Source organism: Microbacterium testaceum (assembly GCF_029761935.1).
Lineage (GTDB): Bacteria > Actinomycetota > Actinomycetes > Actinomycetales > Microbacteriaceae > Microbacterium > Microbacterium testaceum_A.
This window is the reverse complement of sequence record NZ_CP121699.1, coordinates 2198891-2221613: the sequence shown is the minus strand read 5'-3', so window position 1 is coordinate 2221613 and position 22723 is coordinate 2198891. Positions and strand designations below refer to the sequence as shown.

The 22723-nt window shown below is 64.6% G+C and carries 24 protein-coding genes; 10 read left to right on the top strand and 14 right to left on the bottom strand.

Annotated elements, in window-relative coordinates:
* Positions 1 to 34 precede the first annotated feature (34 nt).
* The 3 genes from QBE02_RS10750 to QBE02_RS10740 all read right to left on the bottom strand — a co-directional run bounded on the left by QBE02_RS10750 (position 35) and on the right by QBE02_RS10740 (position 3094).
* On the bottom strand, positions 35 to 595 hold the full coding sequence (locus tag QBE02_RS10750; RefSeq protein WP_279365701.1) for a dihydrofolate reductase family protein: 561 nt from the start codon (positions 593 to 595) through the stop codon (positions 35 to 37).
* Complete coding sequence (locus QBE02_RS10745; RefSeq protein WP_279365700.1) at positions 592 to 1941, bottom strand: hypothetical protein; 1350 nt, start codon at positions 1939 to 1941, stop codon at positions 592 to 594. The genes QBE02_RS10750 and QBE02_RS10745 overlap by 4 nt, the downstream gene beginning before the upstream one ends.
* 148 nt (positions 1942 to 2089) lie before the next feature.
* Complete coding sequence (locus QBE02_RS10740) at positions 2090 to 3094, bottom strand: helix-turn-helix transcriptional regulator (protein ID WP_279365699.1); 1005 nt, start codon at positions 3092 to 3094, stop codon at positions 2090 to 2092.
* 98 nt (positions 3095 to 3192) lie between these two features.
* Between QBE02_RS10740 and QBE02_RS10735 the strand changes: the two genes are divergently transcribed.
* Positions 3193 to 3648, top strand: coding sequence for a VOC family protein (locus tag QBE02_RS10735; protein WP_279365698.1), 456 nt, complete (start codon positions 3193 to 3195; stop codon positions 3646 to 3648).
* 105 nt (positions 3649 to 3753) lie between these two features.
* Complete coding sequence (locus QBE02_RS10730; RefSeq protein ID WP_279365697.1) at positions 3754 to 3891, top strand: hypothetical protein; 138 nt, start codon at positions 3754 to 3756, stop codon at positions 3889 to 3891.
* Here QBE02_RS10730 and QBE02_RS10725 read toward each other — a convergent pair.
* Positions 3888 to 4298: a dihydrofolate reductase family protein gene (locus tag QBE02_RS10725; protein ID WP_279365696.1), complete on the bottom strand. Its 411-nt coding sequence runs from the start codon at positions 4296 to 4298 to the stop codon at positions 3888 to 3890. The genes QBE02_RS10730 and QBE02_RS10725 overlap by 4 nt on opposite strands.
* A gap of 170 nt (positions 4299 to 4468) precedes the next feature.
* Between QBE02_RS10725 and QBE02_RS10720 the strand changes: the two genes are divergently transcribed.
* The 3 genes from QBE02_RS10720 to QBE02_RS10710 all read left to right on the top strand — a co-directional run bounded on the left by QBE02_RS10720 (position 4469) and on the right by QBE02_RS10710 (position 5930).
* On the top strand, positions 4469 to 4681 hold the full coding sequence (locus QBE02_RS10720; RefSeq protein ID WP_279367913.1) for a hypothetical protein: 213 nt from the start codon (positions 4469 to 4471) through the stop codon (positions 4679 to 4681).
* Positions 4608 to 5399: a DNA/RNA helicase domain-containing protein gene (locus tag QBE02_RS10715; protein ID WP_279365694.1), complete on the top strand. Its 792-nt coding sequence runs from the start codon at positions 4608 to 4610 to the stop codon at positions 5397 to 5399. Before QBE02_RS10720 ends, QBE02_RS10715 begins: the two co-directional genes overlap by 74 nt.
* 147 nt (positions 5400 to 5546) lie before the next feature.
* Positions 5547 to 5930: a hypothetical protein gene (locus QBE02_RS10710; RefSeq protein ID WP_279365693.1), complete on the top strand. Its 384-nt coding sequence runs from the start codon at positions 5547 to 5549 to the stop codon at positions 5928 to 5930.
* Between the two features lie 71 nt (positions 5931 to 6001).
* Here QBE02_RS10710 and QBE02_RS10705 read toward each other — a convergent pair whose 3' ends face one another.
* Positions 6002 to 6475: a very short patch repair endonuclease gene (locus QBE02_RS10705; protein WP_279365692.1), complete on the bottom strand. Its 474-nt coding sequence runs from the start codon at positions 6473 to 6475 to the stop codon at positions 6002 to 6004.
* Positions 6476 to 6524: 49 nt separating this feature from the next.
* A complete protein-coding gene (locus tag QBE02_RS10700; protein ID WP_279365690.1) occupies positions 6525 to 7817 on the bottom strand; it encodes a DNA cytosine methyltransferase in 1293 nt (430 codons plus the stop codon).
* 184 nt (positions 7818 to 8001) lie between these two features.
* Between QBE02_RS10700 and QBE02_RS10695 the strand changes: the two genes are divergently transcribed.
* The gene (locus QBE02_RS10695) at positions 8002 to 8850 is read left to right on the top strand and encodes a hypothetical protein (protein ID WP_279365689.1); all 849 of its coding nucleotides are present in this window, start codon (positions 8002 to 8004) and stop codon (positions 8848 to 8850) included.
* 97 nt (positions 8851 to 8947) lie between these two features.
* Here QBE02_RS10695 and QBE02_RS10690 read toward each other — a convergent pair whose 3' ends face one another.
* Both QBE02_RS10690 and QBE02_RS10685 read right to left on the bottom strand, forming a co-directional pair.
* Positions 8948 to 9838 (bottom strand): O-methyltransferase, encoded by an 891-nt coding sequence (locus QBE02_RS10690; protein WP_279365688.1) that lies wholly within the window; start codon positions 9836 to 9838, stop codon positions 8948 to 8950.
* Positions 9835 to 11262: an ATP-binding protein gene (locus QBE02_RS10685; RefSeq protein WP_279365687.1), complete on the bottom strand. Its 1428-nt coding sequence runs from the start codon at positions 11260 to 11262 to the stop codon at positions 9835 to 9837. Before QBE02_RS10685 ends, QBE02_RS10690 begins: the two co-directional genes overlap by 4 nt.
* Before the next feature lie 279 nt (positions 11263 to 11541).
* On the opposite strand from QBE02_RS10685, the gene QBE02_RS10680 reads away from it, so the two are divergent.
* Positions 11542 to 12120 (top strand): hypothetical protein, encoded by a 579-nt coding sequence (locus QBE02_RS10680; RefSeq protein WP_279365686.1) that lies wholly within the window; start codon positions 11542 to 11544, stop codon positions 12118 to 12120.
* Between the two features lie 1188 nt (positions 12121 to 13308).
* The gene (locus QBE02_RS10675) at positions 13309 to 13596 is read left to right on the top strand and encodes a hypothetical protein (protein ID WP_279365685.1); all 288 of its coding nucleotides are present in this window, start codon (positions 13309 to 13311) and stop codon (positions 13594 to 13596) included.
* An 89-nt stretch (positions 13597 to 13685) separates the two neighbouring features.
* Here QBE02_RS10675 and QBE02_RS10670 read toward each other — a convergent pair whose 3' ends face one another.
* From QBE02_RS10670 to dnaB, 4 genes are all read right to left on the bottom strand, one after another.
* Positions 13686 to 14096: an Imm70 family immunity protein gene (locus QBE02_RS10670; protein ID WP_279365684.1), complete on the bottom strand. Its 411-nt coding sequence runs from the start codon at positions 14094 to 14096 to the stop codon at positions 13686 to 13688.
* A 115-nt stretch (positions 14097 to 14211) separates the two neighbouring features.
* Positions 14212 to 14541 carry a hypothetical protein gene (locus QBE02_RS10665; protein ID WP_279365683.1) on the bottom strand — a complete coding sequence of 110 codons (330 nt, stop codon included), beginning with the start codon at positions 14539 to 14541 and terminating at the stop codon, positions 14212 to 14214.
* Positions 14538 to 14963 (bottom strand): hypothetical protein, encoded by a 426-nt coding sequence (locus QBE02_RS10660; RefSeq protein WP_279365681.1) that lies wholly within the window; start codon positions 14961 to 14963, stop codon positions 14538 to 14540. The genes QBE02_RS10665 and QBE02_RS10660 overlap by 4 nt, the downstream gene beginning before the upstream one ends.
* A gap of 1054 nt (positions 14964 to 16017) precedes the next feature.
* Complete coding sequence (gene dnaB / locus QBE02_RS10655) at positions 16018 to 17313, bottom strand: replicative DNA helicase (RefSeq protein ID WP_371129313.1); 1296 nt, start codon at positions 17311 to 17313, stop codon at positions 16018 to 16020.
* A gap of 663 nt (positions 17314 to 17976) precedes the next feature.
* Between dnaB and QBE02_RS10650 the strand changes: the two genes are divergently transcribed.
* Both QBE02_RS10650 and QBE02_RS10645 read left to right on the top strand, forming a co-directional pair.
* Positions 17977 to 19035, top strand: coding sequence for a hypothetical protein (locus QBE02_RS10650; protein ID WP_279365679.1), 1059 nt, complete (start codon positions 17977 to 17979; stop codon positions 19033 to 19035).
* A 78-nt stretch (positions 19036 to 19113) separates the two neighbouring features.
* The gene (locus QBE02_RS10645) at positions 19114 to 20877 is read left to right on the top strand and encodes a chaplin family protein (RefSeq protein ID WP_279365678.1); all 1764 of its coding nucleotides are present in this window, start codon (positions 19114 to 19116) and stop codon (positions 20875 to 20877) included.
* A gap of 237 nt (positions 20878 to 21114) precedes the next feature.
* Here the strand turns inward: QBE02_RS10645 and QBE02_RS10640 are convergent, their stop codons facing one another.
* A complete protein-coding gene (locus QBE02_RS10640) occupies positions 21115 to 21858 on the bottom strand; it encodes an amino acid ABC transporter ATP-binding protein (RefSeq protein ID WP_279365677.1) in 744 nt (247 codons plus the stop codon).
* Positions 21855 to 22721, bottom strand: a complete 867-nt coding sequence (locus QBE02_RS10635; RefSeq protein WP_144783737.1) for an amino acid ABC transporter permease — start codon at positions 22719 to 22721, stop codon at positions 21855 to 21857. Before QBE02_RS10635 ends, QBE02_RS10640 begins: the two co-directional genes overlap by 4 nt.
* Between the last annotated feature and the right edge of the window lie 2 nt (positions 22722 to 22723).

Sequence of the window (22723 nt, the reverse complement as noted above, 5' to 3'; positions counted from 1 at the left end):
CCCGCGCGACTCGTTCGCGCGGGGCCCTTTCGCTCTACACCGGTCGGTAGCGCTGCACGCTGGCGCCCGATCGGAACTCCCATCGCTCCACGAGCTCGAGCTTCATCTGATCCCGCACGCCCTCGAGCAACCGCGGCCCACGCCCCGCAATCACCGGATGCACGACGAACGTGAACTCGTCGATGAGTCCCTTCGCCGCGAGCGCAGCAGGCAGCTTCACCCCACCGAGCGCGATACCTCGCCCCGCTTCCTCCTTGAGCCGCCGAACAGCCTCGACCGCATCCCCCCGGACAAGCTCGGCGTTCCAGTCGACGGCGTCGAGAGTCCCGGATGCCACGACCTTCCGCATCGGATCCATCACTTCCGAAAACGAGACCTCACTGGCATCCATCCAGTCCGGCCACTCCCCCGATCCCGGTCTGCGCCACGCACCCTCCATCAGCTCGTAGGTGACGCGGCCGTAGAGGAGGGTGTCGGAGCGGCGGAGCTCGTCGGTCCAGAACGCCATGGACTCGGCATCCGGCGGCAGGCCCGCCTCGTGATGGACGCAGCCGTCGAGGGTGACGTTGATGGCGTAGCGGAGGGACTGGGTCATGGGCTCTGTCGCGCGTCCGTATTCACCCAGCTGCCGATCGCATCGGACGGCGAGCGTCCTTGATCATCGGGAGTATCGCCCTCTCGCTGTAGGCGCTTCGCCAGCTTCTCGGCCCAGCGACCAGCCGATTGGCGCGCGTTATCCAGCGCCTCTCCGCCGAAGCGACCGACAGCTTGAGCCCCGTCCGCGCCGGCTTCGAAGACGTCGTCTCGCACAGCTGCCGCCGCGCTGACCCAGCTGCGCGCCTGAACGGCGCTCTTCTCGTCGTCCAGCCCCAAGCGCGTATGGAACTCGCCGAGACCCTCCGCGACTTCGTTCCTGGCCTGCACGACCGCGCCCGCGGAGAAAGGATTGAGCAGCACCTTCGCGTTCGCGCGCTCGGCCCCCGCGTCCATCCTCGTCAGCAGTGAACGAGTCGTCTGCACAATGACCTCGCGACGCCGCTGGCGTGCTGTCTGAAGCGCAAGGCGATGCTCATCGATCTCCTCAGGCGAGGCGGTGAGAACGCGCTCGAGCTCAAGCATTCCCAGCGCTTCCTGCAACTGGAAGGACTTGGCAACCACGCCTAGCCACTCCGCGACTGCAGATTGCGCCTCCTTAGCAAGATCAGCTAGATCGCCAATCTTCGCCGTCCGCTCGATCTTGTCGGCGATAGCGTCCAGCTGGCGGAGGGCATAGGCCTGCGTGCGGGCGATTGTCGAGGCCGAGTTCTGAATCTTTGACCACGTGACCTCTGACACCCTCCCGACCGTGTCTCGAACGACGATGGCCTCGTCGATCAACATCTCGACGCCGATCATCTCTGAAAGTACGGCGTCCTTCTGCGCACGCAAAACATCGTCGACCTTGGCGTCGATCTTCGCCAGATAGTCGGTGATCTCCTCCATCGTCTGCTGCATGGCATACTGCGCCATGATCCCGCCGACGCCGGCCAGGATGGCGGGGTTCGTAAGGAGAGCACCAGGCTTGGCCAGCGGGGAGCCTGGCTTCGTGACGAACTGCAGGTTCTTCACGAAGTGACCTTTGTCACCGCGCGTTGTTGCATGCCAGAACTTCGTGCTCGAATTCTGTACCACCGGCAGAAGTTGGGCCGCCTTCGCGGACTCTTCAGTGAGCTTCACCCACCGACCAGCGTTCGCGGAAATATCCGCTGCTGCGTTCAAGACGGCGGCTCCTGCGGCGGCTGAGGGGGTCAGTTTCGCGATGTCGAACGACGTCGAGGGCAGCCCTGAGGCGGCGACAAACTTTGCCACCTGCGTGGGCTCGCCTACGAATACGAGCCCATCACCGTCGCTAATGACCTCCACGTCGTCGAACTCTTCCGCTCGGCGTTCAAGGTCGCTCATCGCTCACAGCCTGTTGTCGTCATTGACTTCGACATACCTATCGGTCCCACCTTCGCCGCGCCCCTAATCCGGTAAGGGGCAGCATCTCACAATCGTGGACTGCAATGTACGCCCGAGGCGCGGCAATGGGGGGGCGGCCGGGGGACCTTTACTCCTGCCGCTTTCCAGAGTCATTCATGGAGGCGATGAACGCCGTACGCGCAAACCGCCCAGCCTGCACCGCGAACGCCTCCGCAAGCTCCGGCGGCCCGACGACCTCCATCGCCACCTCGAACCTCCCGAACGATGCGGCGAGCGCGCCCCACGACCATGAACCGACTTCGAGGGTGCACCGCTCGTCGTCGACGGCGGTGACGATGCCGTCGCCGGCGAACGGCAGCACATCCCGCGCCGGCGCATGCAGCAGCACCGTCCCGCGGCAGGCCCATTCATTCGTGTCCGATCCCTTGAACCGCGCAGATACAAACGCGTCGACGTCCCCGCCCGGCACGACCCGCAGCACGAACGGAGCGCCGTGCGGCACCCGGGGTCGCACCCGGTCCGCCGAGAAGAGCCGCCAGTCCTCGCGCTCGAGGTCCCACCCGAGCAGGTACCACCGACCATGGGATGCCACGAGGTGATGGGGCTCCACCCGCCGCGGCGGGCCGGGTTCGGTGCCGTCTCCCTCCCGGGACAGGTAGTCGAAGCGGATCGACACACGATCGCGCACCGCCTGCGCGAGCGTCAGCAGCACCTCCAGCGGAACGGCAGCAACCGGCGCTTCCCCCGGGCGGCCCACCGTCGTCACCTCCACAGCGTCGAGCCGATGCCGCAGCCGCGACGGCAGCACCTGCCGCATCGTCGCGAGAGCGCGCACCGCCGCCTCGCCGATGTCCGCACCCAACGCGGGAGCCGCGCGCAGAGCGATCGCGACCGCAAGCGCCTGATCGTCGTCGAACAGCAGCGGCGGCATCTCGGCGCCCGCGTCGAGGCGGTACCCCCCGTCGGGGCCCATCGTCGTTTCGATCCGGTAGCCCATCTCGCGCAGGCGATCGATGTCGCGCCGCACCGTGCGATCGCTGACGTCCAGCCGCGACGCCAACACCGACCCCGGCCAGTCCCGCCGCGCCTGCAGCAGCGACAGCAGGGTGAGCAATCGCGACGTCGTGGCCATGCATCCGACGGTAGTCGTGGTCTAGGACAGAAATCGACCTATACGGGTGGGACCGTGATCTCACGAGCCGATTCCGGCCCACTCATCGAGGAGCAGATATGCCCGTGCAGACCACCACCCACCTGAACTTCCGCGGCGATGCCCGTCAGGCGCTCGAGTTCTATCAGTCCGTCTTCGGCGGCCACCTCGTCGTCAACACCTACGCCGACTTCGGCATGCCGGCCGAGATCCCCGGCGCCGACAAGGTCGTCTTCGGCCTCGTCGCTGGCGAGAACGGCTTCCGCATCATGGGCTATGACATTCCCGGCGGCACCGAGGGAGGCATCGTCGCCCCCGGCTCCACCCACCGCGAGAACAACACCACGGTCACCGACCAGTCGCTGTTCGTCTCGATCAGCACCCCCACCCTCGAGGAGCTCCAGGGCTACTGGGAAACCCTGGCGGTGGATGCCACGATCGTCGAGCCCCTCGCGGCATCGGCATGGAGCGCGGGTTTCGGCATGCTGACCGACCGCTTCGGGGTTACTTGGAGCGCGTCGGTTACTGAGGAGTGACGTGCGCGGTCGCGGCGCGCACCCGTTTGCGCGTCGCGGCCGCTGACCGGCCCTATCGGACGCCGGCCCCGTCTCGGCGTCGCGCCTTCATCGTCAACTCCACCCTTGGTCGCCCCGCGATCGCGAAACCCCGACCTCGTCACCCGCTGGCAGACGGGCGCCGACGAGAACCAGGGCGACCAGGTCTCCGTCTACGGCGGCGGCGAAACCGGATACACCGACTACCCGTTCCTCCAGGACTAAGTTCCGGATGCGAGGCCTCGCGCGACCAGTTCGCGCGAGGCCCTTTCCTGTGCGACGGGCCGGTAGCGCGGCACAATCGCGCCCGAGCGGAACGCACGTCGCTCGACGAGCTCGAGGTGGATCTGATCCCGCAAACCATCGAGCAGCCGTGGTCCGCACCCCGCGATGACCGGATGCACAAGGAACGTGAAATCGTCGATGAGCCCGTGCGCTGCGAGCGTAGCGGGGAGCTTCGCTCCTCCGAGCGCGATGCCTCGGCCCGGTTGCTCCTTGAGCCGTCGGACGGCATCGACGACGTCGCCTCGGATGAGTTCGGCGTTCCAGTCGACGGCGTCGAGAGTCCCGGATGCCACGACCTTCCGCATCGGATCCATCACTTCCGAGAACGCCGCCTCACTGGCATCCATCCAGTCCGGCCACTCCCCCGATTCCGGCCGGCGCTACGCGCCCTCCATCAGCTCGTAGGTGACGCGGCCGTAGAGGAGGGTGTCGGAGCGGCGCAGCTCGTCGGTCCAGAAACTCGCCACCACCAAAGCGAAGTATCCAGTCGAGCGCTCGAAGGGGCGGAGCACAAAATATGACGCCTTTTGAAATCGAGCGGTTCGACTTCACGACAACCGCGGTCAGCACCTGGGCCGAAGAAGACGAGCGCCGGACGAATTGGCCGGTCGTCTACGTACTCGGCGGGGCGAAGTTGGAGGCGGCGGCCTCCGTGTATGTCGGCGAGACGGTCAGCGCGGCTTCGCGGATACGGCAGCACCTGGGTTCGGCCAGCAGACTTGTCCGGTGAAACTCTGACTCCAACGATCGCGAGCGCCAGGAGCGACAACCGGTGGTTCCCCCTCGCTAGGCAAATGCGGGTCCGCGCCGACGCCGACTACGTGGGGTTCGTTAGAAGTCTGCTGCGCGGCGTGCTCCCCCCTGGGGAGACGGCCGATTTCGGAGAATATGACCTGCGATTGTTCGACAGCGTCAACGAGATGCGCGGAGCAATTCTTGCGCGCGAGCGGGAGGTGGGCCTCGCCCGTCTCGTTGCTGGTTACGCATGGGACTGGAAGACGCGCGGCAACGAGCCCGGCTTTGATTTTGAGATCGAGGGCACACAGTTCACGTGGAACCGCACCGACAAGGATTGGATCAACGCGCCGACATCGATTGACGAAGTCGGCTCCATCCACACCGTGCAGGGGTACGACCTGAACTACGCAGGAGTCATCGTCGGCGAGGACTTGCGATTCGATGAGGCTACCCAGCAAATGGTCGTGAACCGCGCGTCCTACCGGGATCGAAAGGGCAAAGAGAACCTTTCGAAGCTTCAGCAGAAGACGACCGATGACGATCTCCTGCGCCTGGTCCAGAACATCTACGGGGTGTTGCTTAGTCGCGGCGCATTGGGCACGTACATATACGTCGCCGACCGCGCCTTACGTCGCTACGTGAAGTCGGTGATACCGGGCTCCCACACTGCGCAGCGCCATGGCGGCCACCCACTGCCAGGGAGGAGCTAACGGGTCCGGGACGCTGATGACTCGAACACAACGGTCAGAGAATCCCCCAGACGCACGATGTCCAGCAACCGATGTCGGCTGTGCGGCAATGACGCCTGGCGTTGTTCTCGACGATAGAGCGGCGCGCGCGGAGCCTCGGACTATCGCGTGGCGGATAAATTCCGGCGTCTGGAACCGACCGATATTTCCACGCTTAACGCGATACGGTGCAAGCAGGCGGGGTCGGGAACGGCCCACAAACTGGAATGGATGGCCATGGCGAGGATTGTCAAGATCGAAGACGGAAAACTAAATTCAACAGCACACCCAACGTCGGTCGTGTGCGCTGCCCAATTGGTGGATGATGGGAACGGCAATTTTCTCGTTCAGTTGGCGTCCTTCGGTTCGGAAAATTCGACGTCGCAGGGCACCCAGCACGTGACGCAGACATATCAGTTCGGGAAGGAAGCCGCCGCGGAGCTCGTAGGCTACTTCATGAAAGCTTTCGGACCAGACATCGTAAAGACCGAAGTGGACTCGGATCCCGACTAATCATTTTGTAAGGTCAATTCTGTGACCACTCGCGCCCCAGTTTCCAACGAAATCGGGACACACAATTGACGTCAGGGCCCCGGGAAACTTGGATCGCGAGACGTGATCCTATCGACTGTTCTGCCGCGCGCTGCAAGAACCACTTCGGCGATGTGGGACGCCGCCTCGGCGGGATCCTCGTGCTCCCACACGCGGACAACCTCCCAACCCGCCTCGGCCAACCTTTTGTCCGTATCACGGTCCCGTTGGACATTGGCGGCCAACTTTTCCGACCACCATTGGGCGTTTGATTTTGGCTTAGAACCATGCACCGGACAGCTGTGCCAGAAGCACCCGTCCACGAAAACCGCAACGGAGCAAGGCCGAAAGACGATGTCGGCCGTCCGACGCATTGCGGCCACCGGGCGCGTGTCGACGCGATAGCGGAAGCCCATTGCGTGAAGCCGACGCCTCAGCGCCAACTCCGGAGGCGTGTCCCTAGAGGCCGTATTCTTCATCCTCCGGGATGCAAGCTCGCTCGACGGTTGCGGCCTAGGACGAGTCATGGGGCGATGGTACGACAAAGACGTTCACGCAGGGCCACAAACTTGAATATCACCGCCCGCGCGCCGGGATGACTCTCTCAGTCAGACCGAAATGACGGTGCGCCTCCATTGGACCCATCAGAAGGAGTTCCTCGCGGCCGAGGGGGAGGATCTCCTCCATACGACGCGGAGCTACACGGTCCGCCTCAAGAATTGCGGCACCCACCGCTCGTCCTAAATGAGGCGGCACCGAGTTGCCTATCTCCCGAAAGCCATTCCATTTTGTCGTATGAAATCGAAACCAGTCAGGAAAGCCATGAAGTCGCGCGGCTTCACGCACCGTAATCACTCGAGGGTAATCGGGGTGAATTGGCCGTGGCGCTGTGTATGCGCCACGATCCGACCCCGTACCCGCCCGAAGAGTATTGCTAAGACCGTCTGAGTGCAAGCGTAAGAATCGCGAGATTGGCTCCGTCTGACCTTGCAGAGTTCGCTGAAATTGAGCGCGCGAACTTGGACCATGCACCGTTCTCCGGGAAGCAGTGAGAACATCACCTGTGCTAGGTCGGGGACGCGAATAATCAGCCTCGTCCAGAACCTCCCCGCGCAGTTTTGCAGAGTAGACACTCCCAGCACCGAAGACGACCCCTGATATGCTCTCAGCGCGTATCAGTTCGTCGAAATCGTCAGCGTTGGGTAGACCGGCCAGCGCCTCGCGAACGCTCGGTCCTAGCGGTGGGGACGCGCTCTGTATCGCTGGTATGGATCCCTTGATCGTCCGCGGCGTATTGATGGCGTCGGGGTAGCTCGGCATTGCGACGTCCTTGCGCGCGCCCAGCAGAATAGTTCGACGCCGCGACTGCGGGGACCCGTATTCAGCTGCCTGAAGAACCCTGACTGGCGTCAGGACTCTGTATGAGCCACTCTGCTCAAATATTTCAATTACCTCGTCGAGCAATTGGCGGTGGGCTCCCGCCATCAGACCCGCGACGTTCTCCATGAGAAAGTAGCGAGGCCGCAACTCCAGGACGATGCGAACAAACTCTTTCAGAAGTGCATTGCGAGGGTCGTCAATCGCCCTGCGTCCCATCATGGAAAAACCCTGACAGGGCGGCCCCCCAGCGACGAGGTGAACTTCCCGCGTTCCGATTGTCGAACCCCGGCGTATGTCCTCGCCCGAGACATTGCGTACGTCCGCGCAGAAAGTCTTTCCGTCTGGGAAGTTGAACTCGTGAACTGCCGCGTGAATGGGGTCGTACTCGACCGCGGCGACTACGTCAAACCCAGCTTGCTCAAGCCCTAGGGAGAGGCCTCCCGCCCCACAGAAAAGATCGACCGCAATCGGACGGTCTCCAGAACTCATATGTACGATCCTACGATCGGGCAGCGTGCCGCCCCAATCGACACGCACTGAACTACGGCGGCCGCATCGGAAGAGAGCGCGCTCGTCCGGAGGCGCGCGTCGAACAACGCGAAACCATGAGTTCAGTTCCAGAAGACCCGGCATTGCCCGCCCGCGCTCGTCCCGCGGCCCCTAGGATTTTGCTGTGCCAGAAGATGATAACGAACTCACCCCTCAGCAGCACCTGACGAATCCTGCCGGGCGCCTGCTACTACTGTTAGAGCACCTTCGATCGGCGGGCATGCAACCACGGAGCGACGGGCCGCTTCTCACGAAGCAAGGTGTCGCTGAGTATTTGGGCATCGACCCCGACGACCAGTCGGCCTACTTTGCCGCGATCGCCGCCATAATGCAGCTTCCCGGTGATGCACGGGACAGGGTTCAGTCCCTGCGGGACCCCGCTGTTCCAAAGGGCACGTTGCTGAAACCCATCCATGCGGTGGAAGGCGCTCTCCCTCTAATCGCCACCAGTCGATCAACGGTGGACGTCTTCAACCAGATGCTCGATGCGGGTGTACACGCGGGCATGACAGTCACAAGCGCGGTTCTCTTTCGCCACTCGTACAGTAAGGCCGTTGATGCAGGGTCCCTGGACGAGATTCGGCGCCTCGCTATGAAGGTAATCGACAGCCTGAGGGACACGTCTCTGCCCATGGATCTGCGGGAGACGCTCCTTACCCACGCAAACCGTCTGATCTCAGCGGTCAACTCGTACAAAGTTCGCGGCGCGAGCGGGATTGTGGACGAGATGGACGGCCTAACGGGGGCCATGGTCCGCAACAGCACACGACTGAGCTCCAAACTGGGGAACCCTCTTCTAAAACGAGTGGTCGCTCTTGCCACGGCCGTGACGGCGATCACGACTATTATCAACGCGCCCGTTGCGATTTACGATGGAATACGCGATTTCGGTCAAGTTGTCCGTGTACTGGAGACGATCACCGAGGCCCCCGGCGCGTCCGTGGTCGACGCCGAAATTGTAGACGAAAGCTAGGCGTTCACACTGAGGAATGATCAGCCGTTCAAACTGAGTAATAATTAGCGATTACCGACCACCGGATGTCGGTCGACTTAGGCGCGGCAACCACCGATCAACGGGACAGATAGCGATAAACTTCCCGAAATGCTCTTAGATCGTCTAAGCCGATGCCACCAGGGCGCGGACGCTCGGCAATTTCCTCTCCATGCGTTCTTTCCAGATGGTCCCACTCTCGCGCGGTAAGTTTGGGAACTCTAAGCTTCAGCGGTCTCTCACCGCGTTGACGCGAGAAGGTGAGATCGTCAAAGCGGCATAACTCAATCATCCTTGCGAAGTTCACCGAGGATACAACGCCTCCCCACGTAGTGCGCTTCTTCGCTGTCTGGTACTCGATGTCCAGTATCTGACGGAGGGCATCCCCATGAGCGGCGCGGCCGTGCGTGCTTCCCTGATCGGCGAGGACCTTTTGCTGGATCCGCGCAACACCGGAACCGGTTACTGCACTAACATCTAGGCCGCTGGGCGCAAGATCGCCTAAATTCTCCCTTACGAGTCTGATGCGATCTTCGAATGAGCCGTCGACCTCCGCCTCTACCCCTATGGCAACGAAGCTTCCCACTTGTGCATTGCTGATGATGTACTCGAAATCGCGAAGAACGTCGCGGGTCAAGGGGTGTGCATACTCGAGCCAGACAATGACCGGCATCTTCCAGTCGATGAGTGGAAGTTGATCTCTTACTGCACCGGTTAGTATCTTCATGCCCTCGAAAGGTTTATTGAACTCGAGCCTCTCCGCCGCGTGCTCGTCCACAGATATGGACGTCATTGCGGTGATTCCGAGAGACGAGTGGACGTCACGAAAATCTTGGAAGGCCAGCCCTCCCGAGCCCACGAATTGGTAGCTGGTAAGCGGCGCAATCGCTGTCAGTCTTCGACAGGCATCTACCACCATCCTGGCTTGCGCCGATCTCGCCGGATGATCCGTCAGAGCGACGACATTCACTCCGACACCTCGGCTTTCCACACGTAGTCGAACGTTGCCCGACCGAGCGCCGATCCGTTGTTGGTCCCGAAAAGCGTGGACAACTTCTGATACCTATCAATCTCGACCTGGTATTGAATACGCTGCGTAGTGGGACCTGGACGCGGAATTGGTGGCAATGCCGCGGGTTCAGGCGCGACTAGCACTCTCGAAGTGGGGATGGACTCGAGCGGAAGGTTGCGAGTTACGTCCATCGCAGAGGAGAGTTTTGGAGAAGTGTAATCCTCGATCCCGGCCTCGTCCAGAGATTTCACACGCTCTCGCTCGATTTTCGCTCTATTAATGAGAGCTTGGACGTCGACGAGCGCAACCTTCATCTTAGTCGCGACTTCGCGAAATACCGCGGAGTCGCGATCTACTGCTGTTTTCGTCGTGTTCCACGGGAGGAAGCGAGCATCCTCCGATTCCATGTAAACATAGCCTCGGAAGTTTCTGTACTGTGGGTGATAAGCAGCTGCGGTTGATCCCCAACCCGTAAAACTACTGCGGTCCGCCGCGAGCAAAAGGCGGTCATTACAGAATACGTACCATCCCGCCTCGCCCGTGTTCGTGAAGTTCGATGCCTGACCATCGTCGAGATCTTTCTGGGCACTCGGGGGCGCGACGGTACCCGCTGTGAGCTTAACGTGCACTTTCCCCGAATACCCCTCCACCTCGGCGTCGACCACGAAACTGTAATTGATGGGCGCAAACTCATCAGACGACTGCAAAATGGGCCGATGCGCCTTCAGTCGTCCGCCATTAACGGTCACTTTGAGTCCATTGAGAATGGATTGCTGGTGACGGATGGCGAGTTCGTTCTTGAGCTGCTGAACCACCGAATCGTCCGCTAAATCCTCGGCGACGCTTCGGTGCAGCGGGGAGACCTTGATCCTTGTGCCGGTCGGATCGGCATTTTGCTGTTTAATGTTCTCGTCTAGTTCGGCGAATGAGAATGACCAGTCATCGCCTCGAGCCGCCCACTTCGAGACGCTCTCTTTGACTAAGAAATGCGTTTGAGTTTCTCCACCTTGAGAGGCCCAATTGCTCTCGACCTCGAAGGCCGTCCCGAGCTTGAAGATTGCCCTCTTCATCCCGATTCCGAATTGACCGACCGACCCGGGCACACCTTGAAACTCGGCGGGGCGACCGAAGTGGAAGGCGTAGTTTCGCGCGATATCGGTCGAGATCCCGCCCGCGTTATCCCTAATTTCGAAGCCCGCGCCATCGACATCTATCGCCACCCAATACCCCTCCAAGTCGGAGTCGCTTGCGAGATGACGAACCCCGTCGACACTGTTATCCACGAGATCGGCGATCGCGGGCAGCAACTCGATGTCCTTGGTGAGCATATCGATGAAGAATCTCTTCTCCGCACCGGACTTGACTTGCTTGGGATTACTCACGGTCATTTTTGCCTCACTGCATCTATGTCGATACACGCGTCACGCGTTCATCGGCAAGCTACACGACGGGGCGTCAGGATCCGAAACACGCAGAGGGATGAGGGGGCTAATCGATGCTCGAACACCCCTGAGTCGGTGCGTATAAACGATCAGGCAACACGCTCGACCGCCGACATGCCCGCCGAGAAATGATTGGGGACGTAGGTGCTGGGAGTACCGCACATCAGGGGCCAGAACGCCTCTGGCCCCCACCCCCACCCCGGAGTACCCTCCCCATTCATGAGCCCCGCCACTCTCTTCCTTCGCGCCGACGCCGCGCTACGCGAGGTCGTCGATCAGCTCGATCCGGCTGACTTCTCGGCATCCGTGCCAAAGAAGTGGAGTCAGCTTGAGTCGCCCACGTTGCTCGGCATCCTGGGTCGCCATGCATACGACGAAGCCTGGGTTCCCGACGTGATCGCCGGGCGGTCGGCCGCAGACAGCAATCCGTTCGCCGATGTCGACCTGCTAGGCGACGACCCGATCGCCTCGTACGACGCCCTCAACGACAAGGCCACGGCGGCGGTTCGCGCGGGTGAGTTCGCGGACACCTTCCACTTCACCTACGGCGACTACCCGGCCGACGAGGGCTTCGCGCACCTCGCGACGTACCGCGCATTCCAAGCGTGGTCGATCGCGAAGGAGTCCGGCATCCCGTTCCACCTCTCCCCCGAGCTCATCGCGGGCATGAACCAGCACGTCACCCCGCACGCCGACGAGTGGCGTCAGTGGGGCGTCTTCCCGCCGGCCATCGACCCGCCGGTGGGCGCCGACGACGAGACCGTGCTGCTGTGCACGCTGGGGTTCTGGAAGCCGTGAGCACCCTGACCATGTCCCCGACGACATGTCGATGAACCGCGACTTGCAGCAACACCCCTTCATCATCGTGCCGGCCAGACCGACGATGATCAGGCGATCCGCACCGGCATTCCCATACGAGTGCTCGCGTCGAACGCCGCATCCATCACCGTGAGGAGCGGTCGACGAGCGGTCGTCAAGAAGTAGTCGTCGAGCGACGTGATCGTGTCAGCGATGTCGGTCCCTCAAGATGGGACGACTGGGGGTCGTCTAGATGCGGAACACCGGCTTGATAGCTGTCCGGCTGGGGATCGCCACGGAGGATGCGCCGAATCAGGGCGGAGGGGTGAGGTGTCTCGCACGGGAAGCGGTATGAGACAGCGACCTGTGCCGGACACCGCGATGGGTGCCCGACACAGGTCGCGCGTCTTACTTGTCGAACGAGAAGGTCAGCTCAGCGCCGCCCCCGGTCGACGTCATGGTGACGCCCTTCGGAAGTGGGTTCTCTGATGTCCAAGCCGATTCCAGGTTCTGGTCTGCTTGGGGAGCGGCCGCGATTCTGCGGCGGCGCGTCACGCGGCGCAGGCGGTTGGGAATGTCAGTGCGGGCATCTCTGCGCCTCTCCTTCATTCACGGGTCGAGTCGGTGCGAAGGATGATGGTTTCTTCAGTGCCGCCACCGTCAGCCGGCGAGCCTTGGAGGCGGTAGTAGTCGGGTGATCCTGCCCGTACGAACAGTTCGTACGGGTTTCCCTGGGCATGCTCATCAGCCCACCTCAGGGCTTGGTCAAGATCACCGTTGGTCAGTTCCCAGTCGTCCACTTGCCACGCGAAGCCGTCTGCGGACGGAGGGACCCAGAGGCGCACGCGAAAGATGGCTCCCTCTTGTATCGCCACTGGGTGCACAAGCTCTTCTTGCATCGTTTCCTCCCTCGCCCCCCATAGGCATAAGACAACTCGTGACGTCATCCTTCGCCGTCTCTTATGGATCTCGTCGGAGGCCCCGCTTGACTCAAGGCCCCCGCTCGAGTTCATTCGGAGGCTACCGATTCTGACGGCGCTCCGGCACCCACCATTCGGGGGACACGTTCCCGCACCCGCCGAAGGGCTCAATCAGGAACCGATGAACTCCGGATGGTCCGCGCCCGTCGCGGCCAGCACCCCCACCCGGGCGCCACGTACCGCTTTCGGGATTTACCCCGCGCCAAGCGTGTCCGCCGCTCCCGTGCACTGCGCGCCCACCTACGGCGACTACCCCGCCGACGAAGGCTTCGCGCACCTCGCGACGTATCGCACATTCCAAGCGTGGTTGATCGCGAAGGAGTTCGGCATCCCGTTCCACCTCTCCCCCGCGCTCATCGCCGGGATGACAGAGCACGTCACCCCGCACGCTGACGAGTGGCGTCAGTTTGGGGTGTTCCCGCCGGCTATCGAATTGCCGGCGGGTGCCGACGACGAGACCGTGCTGCTGTGCACGCTGGGGCTCGGGAAGCCGTGAGACCCCGAGACACGTCCCTGACGACCTGTCGGTGAACCGCGACTCGCAGCAACACCGCTTCATCATCGCGCCGGCCAGACCGACGATAATCAGGCGATCCGCACTGGCTTTCCCGTACGAGTGCTCGCGTCGAACACGGCGTCCATCACCGTGAGCAGCGGACGACCAGCGGTCGTCAAGAAGTAGTCGCCGAGCGACGTGATCGTGTCGGCGATGTCGGTCCCCCAGGGTGGGAGGACGCCCGGCTTCTCGATGTCCCAGACCGCGTCCGCAGGTGAGTGTTGACGCAGCTCACTCTCGACGGTCGACAGTTCGGTGCGGGCGGCCTCCGCGGCATCCGGAGACACCGCACCGTCCCGGTAGAGGGCCGCCAGCATCGGGAACCGCGAGCCGCGAGCGCCGCCCTCGAGCCGGATTCCGACCGTGTCGAAGAACGACCCGAAAAGGTCAGCGCCCCCGACCGGGTACGCGATCGGTCCCACTCGCAGGTTTACGCCCATGAACGGAGCTTAGGAGAGCCGATCTGGTCGGCGAAGGCGATCTGCAGCGCAGTCGACGCAGGCTCGTCACACTGTCATGATTGCGCGAATCATCAGTGGAGTTGAGCGTTCGCTATTAGGGCATGTGCAGTGTGATTACTCCGTGACGATCCATGGTCCCAGACTGGGCCTGGGTGTCGTATGCCTCCTGAACGGGGACGGCGATACCCCAGCGCGTCCACTCACGAAGGTTGATGGTCGTGTCGTCGAACGCGTTCCACGTCGCATCCCCCACCTCTCTCGGGAGCGGAACATGTATGCGAAAGACACCGGGAAAAGGCGTCGAACTGGAGAACTCGATCTCCACACCCTCGTCGACCTCGCGAGCATGCCGCAAGGTCAGCCCCTTCAGGAGACCGCTTTCGAACTCGACGCGAAGTGGACCAAGGAAATCGAGTTTGTTCATCCGGCGACCTGACGCACCCACGCAGGGCACACGGTCGGACCGACGCAGTAAGCGGTGATGATCCCCCGAGGCGCTCCGTCGTTCAGGCGAGTGTTGTTGGAGACCACTCGGACGTCCATCGTCTTGTCGACTCGGCACGAGCCGAGCCAGCACGTGAACAGATTCGCAGGCGTGACGTAGGTGATGGTCGTGCCGTTCACGTCACGGTTGCGGGGGAACTGCGTGGTCTTCTGCAGCATCGCGAGGCTCACATTGTGCTTCTGCAGGTGCTGCCAACCCCACGTACCGGTCCCGTTTCTCACCGCAGCCTTGATGCGCTTGTTGTCCCACCACTGCGAGTAGATCGAGTAAGCCGGGTCCCCAGCGAGCTTGATGGAGGGCCCGGTGTAGGAAGCCAGCGCCGGAGCCCCCGCTGAGGCCATGCCTGACGCCGCGACACCTCCCTCGCCACTCCCGAGAAGCTCTGCTCGCACATCTTGGTCAGTATCCTCGGCAAGCTCGATGAGCTCAGTGACGGGAACTGTATCGCCCACCGACACGTCCTCCAGCCCCATGACCGTTACCTCCGTCGGAGTTGCGACGGTCACCTCCCCGTCACCACTCACGAGATCCCCCACCGCCGACGGAGCCGCAGGCGCGAAAACCAGCACAGCGACGGCGAAAGCCGCACCGATGGACTGTAGAAGCATTCGTTATCCCCCTCAGGATGACGGGCCCCGGCGGACCCAACGACCAGAAAGTAGCAGCCCGGCGCTGGTTGCCGCCTCTCAACAAAAAGGGACAGCCCCCGTTTGCGCCGAGACCACGGTGCGGACCTAGGGACAATGCCCCATCACGATCTGAAGGGAGGAGCTCGATAGGCGTCTCTTCGGCCTGTGGAAGGCAACGGTTGGGCACCCGACCCCGCGTGACTGCGAACGCGCGGTCGGCTGAAGCAGCCGGTCGGGGCGGGGTGTCATTCGTGAGGCAGGTCGAGGTGGCGGGCTTCTCGTCGAGCGGCGATCGTGAAGCAGATCCCACCGGCGGCCACGGGGCTGCCGCCGAGGACGAGACCTCCGGGAGGAGGTGCACGGCCCGGGGCCATGTACGAGATGGCGGCGAGTATGAGCGCGCCGAGTCCTGCAAACGTCGCCGTCATCCCGAGGCGGGGCGTGCGGCCCCTCAAACACCCCCAGGACGGGCCTGCAGACTTTCCCCCAGCGAGCCGGCGACGCCGAGACATAGTTCGCACCCCTGCGGGCGTCATCTTTGCTGCGAAGCCTCCGGCAGCTCTCTCCGCCCTGCGCGCTCCGGTCGTTGCAGCCTCCGAACTCCACGCAGGCCCCCGCCGACGCGGATGCTGGCTCGCCGACGTTTTGCACGCCTATGCGGCCGTTTCCTGGTGCTGCGTCGACTTCCACGGCAGTTGGCGGATCCGCCGTATGCACGTCAAGTAGCCGGGGATACCGCCAAGCACATGCGGAACCTACAGCGTCGTTACATCCCCGGCGCCATATCCGTGAAGCGCGAGTAATGCCCCTGGAACGCCACCGTGATCGTGTCGGTCGGGCCGTTACGGTGCTTCGCCACGATCAGGTCGGCCTCGCCGGCGCGCGGTGAGTCCTTCTCGTACGCGGCCTCGCGGTGCAGCAGCACCACCATGTCGGCATCCTGCTCGATCGAGCCCGACTCACGCAGGTCGCTCAGGGCCGGCTTCTTGTCGGCGCGCTGCTCGGCACCGCGGTTCAGCTGCGACAGGGCGATCACCGGAACCTGCAGCTCCTTCGCCATCAGTTTGAGCGCGCGCGAGAACTCACTGACCTCCTGCTGGCGCGACTCGACGCGCTTACCGCTCGTGAGCAGCTGCAGGTAGTCGATCACGACCATCTTCAGACCCTCGCGCTGCTTGAGGCGACGGCACTTCGCGCGGATCTCGACGAGCGTCATGTTGGGGCTGTCGTCGATGTAGAGGGGCGCGTCGTTGATGCGACCGCGGGTGGAGGCCACCGTGGTCCAGTCGCGCGAGTCGAGCGTTCCCTTGCGCATGCTCTGCAGGGGGATCTGACCCTCGGCGCTGAGCAGGCGCATGGCGATCTCGCTGCGACCCATTTCGAGCGAGAAGAAGATGCAGGGCGCGTTGGCGCGGATCGCGGCGGCGCGGGCGAAGTCGAGCGCGAGCGTCGACTTACCCATGGCGGGGCGCGCGGCGAGCACGATCATCTGGCCGGGGTGCAGGCCGTTGGTGAGCTGGTCGAGACCGGCGAAGCCGGTGGGAATGCCCGTCATCGACCCGTCGCGGCCGCGAGCGGCCTCGATCTCTTCGACCGCGGCATCCACCGCCGTCGTCAGGGGGATGTAGTCCTCGGCGCTGTCATCGCCCGAGACGTTGTAGATCTCGGCCTGGGCGCTGTTGACGAGCTCGACCGGGTCGCCCTCGCCGGCGTAGCCCATCTGCACGATGCGCGTGCCGGCCTCGACCAGGCGACGCAGCATGGCGCGCTCGGCGACGATCGAGGCGTAGTAGCCGGCGTTGGCGGCGGTCGGCACGATCGAGGTGAGCGTGTGAAGGTAGTCCGCTCCCCCGGCGCGCTGCAGCTCGCCCGTCTTGATCAACTCGTCGGTGACGGCGACGACGTCGGTCGGCTCGCCGTGCGAGTAGAGGGTGAGGATGGCCTCGAAGATCAGCTCGTGCTTCGGCACGTAGAAGTCGGGTCCGCGGAGCGACTCGATGACATCGGCGACGGCGTCCTTCGAAAGCAGCATGCCGCCCAGCGCGCTCTGCTCGGCGAGCATGTCGTGCGGGGGCGTGCGCTCGGGGCGCGGCGCTTTTCCGAGACGTTCTTCGGCGATATCGGCGATCGACACGGGCTCTCCTTCAGTTCGGGCACCCCTGGCCGGGCCTCGCGCGCGCGTGAAGCGTTCGCGGAAACGGGGCTCGGGGCGGCCTCGGCAGCATGAAATCACCGACGTCCGACATCGACGCGCGCGGCAGCGCGATCCAGCTGCCCGAGGGGCTCCACCCAAACTAGATACGCCTTCCTCCACACGCAAACAAGCCTGTGGATAACTCTGTGGACAGGCTGCGGGAAACGCCGTCAGGTCTGTGCACAAGTGCTGTGGAGAACTCGGTGGATGGATACGAATATCGGGCGTGTATGCGCCTCTGACCTGGTTTTTAGTTGTCCACAGTTTTCCTGGGGAAATCCCGTGTGAAGTGGACGTTGAAGGTTGCTGCTAGGTGCATTCACATGTGTACAACTCGGGGGATAACTCACTGGAGCCGTACCGAACGCGAGGCCTCGCTGTCAAATTTTTCTCCACCGTCCGGCGTGTCGCCTTTCACCCGCTCATCACCCTCCGACTACTTAGATTTCACCCGACCTCTTCCGCCCGGGTGAATCCGGGCGTAACGTCGCCGCCCATAGGTTTCGAAGATTCACCTTTGGGGGGCGAATCATGGAGAACGCGTCCGGTCGGGGGGCACCGCACATGCTGCGGATGCTCTTCGTCGGCGTGTCCACCGCCCTCGGAGCAGCAGCTCTCTCCGTCGCCCTCTCGGCCTCTCCCGCCTCCGCGGACGACGGCTCCGGTGGCCTCCTCGGCACCATTGGCTCGACCGTCAACCAGGTCACCGACACGGTCGACGGGGTCGTCGGAACGGTCGTCTCCCCGACGGTCGAGCACGTCACCGAGACGGTCGCTCCCGTGACGCAGGTCGTCACCGACGTCGCCCCCGTGGCCGAGGTCGTAACCACCACCACCGACACGGCGACGAACACCGTCTCGCAGGTCGTCGACACCGCGAACTCCACGGTCAGCGACACCGTCGACACCGTGGGTGACACCGTCACCGACGTCGCCGGCTCGGGTGTCGTGGGCGAGGTCGTCGCCCCCGTGGTCGACACCGTTCAGACGGTCCCCGTCGTGGGCGACGTCGTCAGCTCGATCGGCCTCGGAGACCTCATCTCGGGCGTCACCGACGCGGTCGACGCGGCCCTGCCCGTCATCGTCGGCACCCTCCCCCCGATCTCCCCCGTCATCCCCGCGATTCCGGGCGTCCCGACGGTTCCCGGTGGCGACATCACCACCCCGATCATCGACATCGCGCCCGCTGAGATCGTCTCGACAGCGGCCGTGAGCGATGCCACGGCGGTCGTCACCGGCATCCTCTCGACGGATCCCTCCCTCGTCCCGTCGTCGTCCCGCACGGCCCCCTCGAGCGGGGCGGCGACGGTCTTCAGCGCCACCTCGACGGGCGAGGTCTCTGCCGCCGTCGCCGGTGCGCAGAGCGCCCCCTCCGGGCCGCGGGGATCCGACGAACCCCTCGCGACCTTCGGCGCCAGCACGGGCACGAGCTCGTCGGCATCCGGAAACTCCGGCTCAGGCGGCGTGGGCGCCGCCACCGCCGGCAACGCCACGCTCTTCACCGCTTCGCTTGTTCTCGACCGCCGGAACGTCGTCGACGACGACCTGCCCGGCACCCCGGTCTTCGGCACCGACGTCTCTCCTGACTGAGGACGGTCGCACCGTGCATCGCACGGCAGACGACCCCGCGCTTTCGCGCACCCTCATTCATCTACAGGAGAAACTCTCATGCGCAAGATCTACTCGCGTGTCCTTCTGGGCACGCTCGTCGGAGGCGGCCTCGCCGTCCTCGGAGCCGGCATCGCCAATGCCGCAGACACCTCAGGCGTCGACGGTCTGCTCTCGGGCGACCAGGTCGGTGTCTCGGTCAACCTCCCGGTCACCGTCGGCGGCAACGCCGTCTCGGTGCTCGGAGACAGCACCAGCGACGGCGCCGACACCTCGGTCCCCGCAGCCCCCGCCCCCGCACCCGTCACCATCACCGACGGCAGCGACGGCGTGGGTTCGGGAAACCAGGGCCTCGTGTCGGTAAACGTCCCCGTGACGGTCGGCGGCAACGCCGTCTCGGTCATCGGAGACAGCCAGAGCACGGATGCCGACACCTCGGCGCCCGCACCCGAGGCCGCGGCCCCCGCGGCTGACAGCAGCACCGACGGCAGCGACAGCGTCGCCGGCGGCAACCAGGGCGTCATCTCGGTCGAGGCTCCGGTCACCATCGGCGGCAACGCGGTCTCGGTGATCGGCGACAGCAGCACCGACAACGCCGGAACCACCGGTGGCAGCACCTCCGGCTCGACCGGCGGCAGCACCGTCACCGACGGCACCGACGGCATCGTCGGCGGCAACGTCGTCGACGCTCCGGTCGGCCTGCCCGTCACCATCGGCGGAAACGCCGTGTCGGTGATCGGTGACAGCGTCTCGAACGACGCCGACACCACCGGCGGCACCACGGGCGGCACCGGCTCGGCCGGCGGCACCGTAACCGACGGCACCGACGGCATCCTCGGCGGCAACGTCATCGGCTTGCCGGTGGGCGTGCCCATCACTATCGGCGGCAACGCCGTCTCGGGCATCGGCGACAGCATCACCGACGGCGCCACCACCACCGGCGGCAACAGCTCCACCGGCGGAACCGGCACCACCGTCACCGACGGAACCGACGCCATCGGCGGCGGCAACGTGATCGGCCTCCCGGTCGGCATCCCCGTCACCATCGGCGGCAACGCCGTCTCGGGCATCGGCGACAGCGTCACCGATGGCGCCACCACCACCGGCGGCTCCACCACCGGCGGAACCGGAAACACCACCACCGACGGCACCGACGGCATCCTCGGCGGCAACGTGATCGGCCTGCCGATCAACGCCCCCGTCACCATCGGCGGCAACGCCGTCTCGGGCATCGGCGACAGCACCTCCGAGAACGCCACCACCACCGGCGGCTCCACCACCGGCTCGACCGGCGGTTCCAGCACCGACGGCACGGGCAGCATCGGCGGCGGCAACATCATCGGTCTGCCGATCAACATCCCCGTCACCATCGGGGGCAACGCGGTCTCGGTGATCGGTGACAGCACCACCACCGGCTCGACCACCGGAACGCCCGGTACCCCGGGTACCCCCGGAACGCCCGGCACCCCCGGAACGCCCGGCACCCCCGGAACCCCCGGAACGCCTGGCACCCCCGGAACGCCCGGCACCCCCGGAACCCCCGGAACGCCCGGCACGCCCGGCACCCCCGGGACCCCCGGGACCCCCGGCACCCCGGGAATGAACGGAACGAACGGAACGAACGGCATCAACGGTACCCCCGCCGTGACCGCTAAGGTCGCGTCGGTCGGCTCCGTGGCCGCCACCGGCATGGGCTCCACCCGCGGCACCCTGGCCGTGACGGGCACCGACGGCTCGATGGCCGCCGGTCTCGGCATCGCCGGTCTGCTGACCCTGCTCCTCGGAGCCGGTCTGCTGCTGCGTCGCCGCCGCTCGGTCGCCTGACCCGGAGCGTTCGCCCGCAGAACGCGACACCGGATGCCACGCCCTCGGGCCGGCATCCGGTGTCGCGGCGCGCCCGGACGTGACTAATCGACGGCGGCCCACCCGATTCCGTTCGAGCGTCGCGATACGCGGGGTTCGGGGCGGATCCCGCCGTTGGGGGCGCGAGAATTTCGTCCCGAAGCGCAACACGCGACCCAAAACGCCGAGCCACCGCACCCCCGCGGCGACCCCGACGCGTTACAGCGCCCCGCCGCGCCTCTCGCGCTCGAGGAACGCGATCGTCTCGGGCTTCTGCGGGGCATCGAAGATCTGCGCGGGCGTGCCCTGCTCGACGATCTTGCCGCCCTTCATGAAGACGATGCGGTCGGCCACCTCGCGCGCGAACGACATCTCGTGCGTGGCCATGAGCATGGTCGACCCGCGGTCGCGCAGCACCCGTACCAGGTCGAGCACCTCGCCCACCAGCTGGGGGTCGAGGGCCGAGGTGATCTCGTCGAGCAGCAGCAGTTCGGGGTCGGTCATCACGGCGCGCACGATCGCGACGCGCTGCTGCTGACCGCCCGACAGCCGGTCGGGGAACTCACGTGCCTTCGCGCCGAGGCCCAGTTGCTCGAGCAGTTCGGTGCCGCGGGCGTAGGCCTCGGCCTTCGGCATCCCGTGCACTTTGCGCGCGGCGAGCGTGACGTTGTCGATCACGCGCAGGTGCGGAAAGAGGTTGAAGTGCTGGAACACCACGCCGATGCGCGACCGGGCGGAATCCTGGTCGATGGTCGGATCGGTCAGATCGTCGCCGTTCAGCAGGATCTGGCCGTCATCGACGCGCTCGATGAGGTTGATGGTGCGCAGCAGGGTCGACTTGCCCGAACCCGAGGCACCGATCAGCACGACGACCTCGTGCTTCGCGATGTCGAGGTCGATGCCGTCGAGCACGACGTGATCGCCGAACGCCTTCCGCACCGCGCGGACGTCGAGCACGCTCATACGATCCCGCCCATCTGCTCGCGCTTGGCCAACCGCGCCGAGACGTAGTCGGTGAGGCGGATCATCGGCAGCGCCATCGCCACGAACAGCAGCGCCGCCACGATGTACGGCGTGAAGTTGTAGTCCTCGGCCGCGGCGATCTGCGCCGCGCGCACGGCATCCACCGCTCCGAGCACCGAGATCAGCCCGACATCTTTCTGCATCGACACGAAGTCGTTCATGAGCGCCGGCACGACCTTGCGCACGCCCTGGGGAATCACGACGATCCGCAGCGTCTGCCCGTGCGTCAGCCCCATCGACCGGGCGGCGACGCGCTGAGAGGGGTGCACGGCCTCCATGCCCGCGCGCAGCACCTCGGCGATGTACGCCGAGTACGTCAGCACGATCGCGATGGTCCCCCACAGCACGACCGGCACGCGCCCGAAGATCCCGAGCGCCGGCAGGCCGAAGCCCACCAGGTACAGCACGATCAGCAGAGGGATGCCACGGAACAGATCGGTGTAGATCGTGGCCAGGGCGCGCAGCGGAAAGAACACCGGCCCCCGCAGCGAGCGCATGACCGCCAGGGTCGTGCCGAGCACCGCCACGGCGAGCGCCGCGACGATGAGCACCTGGATGTTGACCCACAGCCCCGCGAGGATCGACGGGAAGCTCTTGACCGCAATGTCGAGGTCGAAGAAGCTGCGGCGCACGTCTTCCCAGCCGGGGCTCGAGAGGATCGCCCAGCCGACGACCACGACGAAGACGACCGAGCTGACCAGCGCGATCAGCACCGACTTCGTCGACTGCTGACGCCGCGTGGCGCGCCGACCGAGCTCGAGCTCGCTCGGCCGCCACGCGGTGTCGGAAGACGTGGATGCCACGG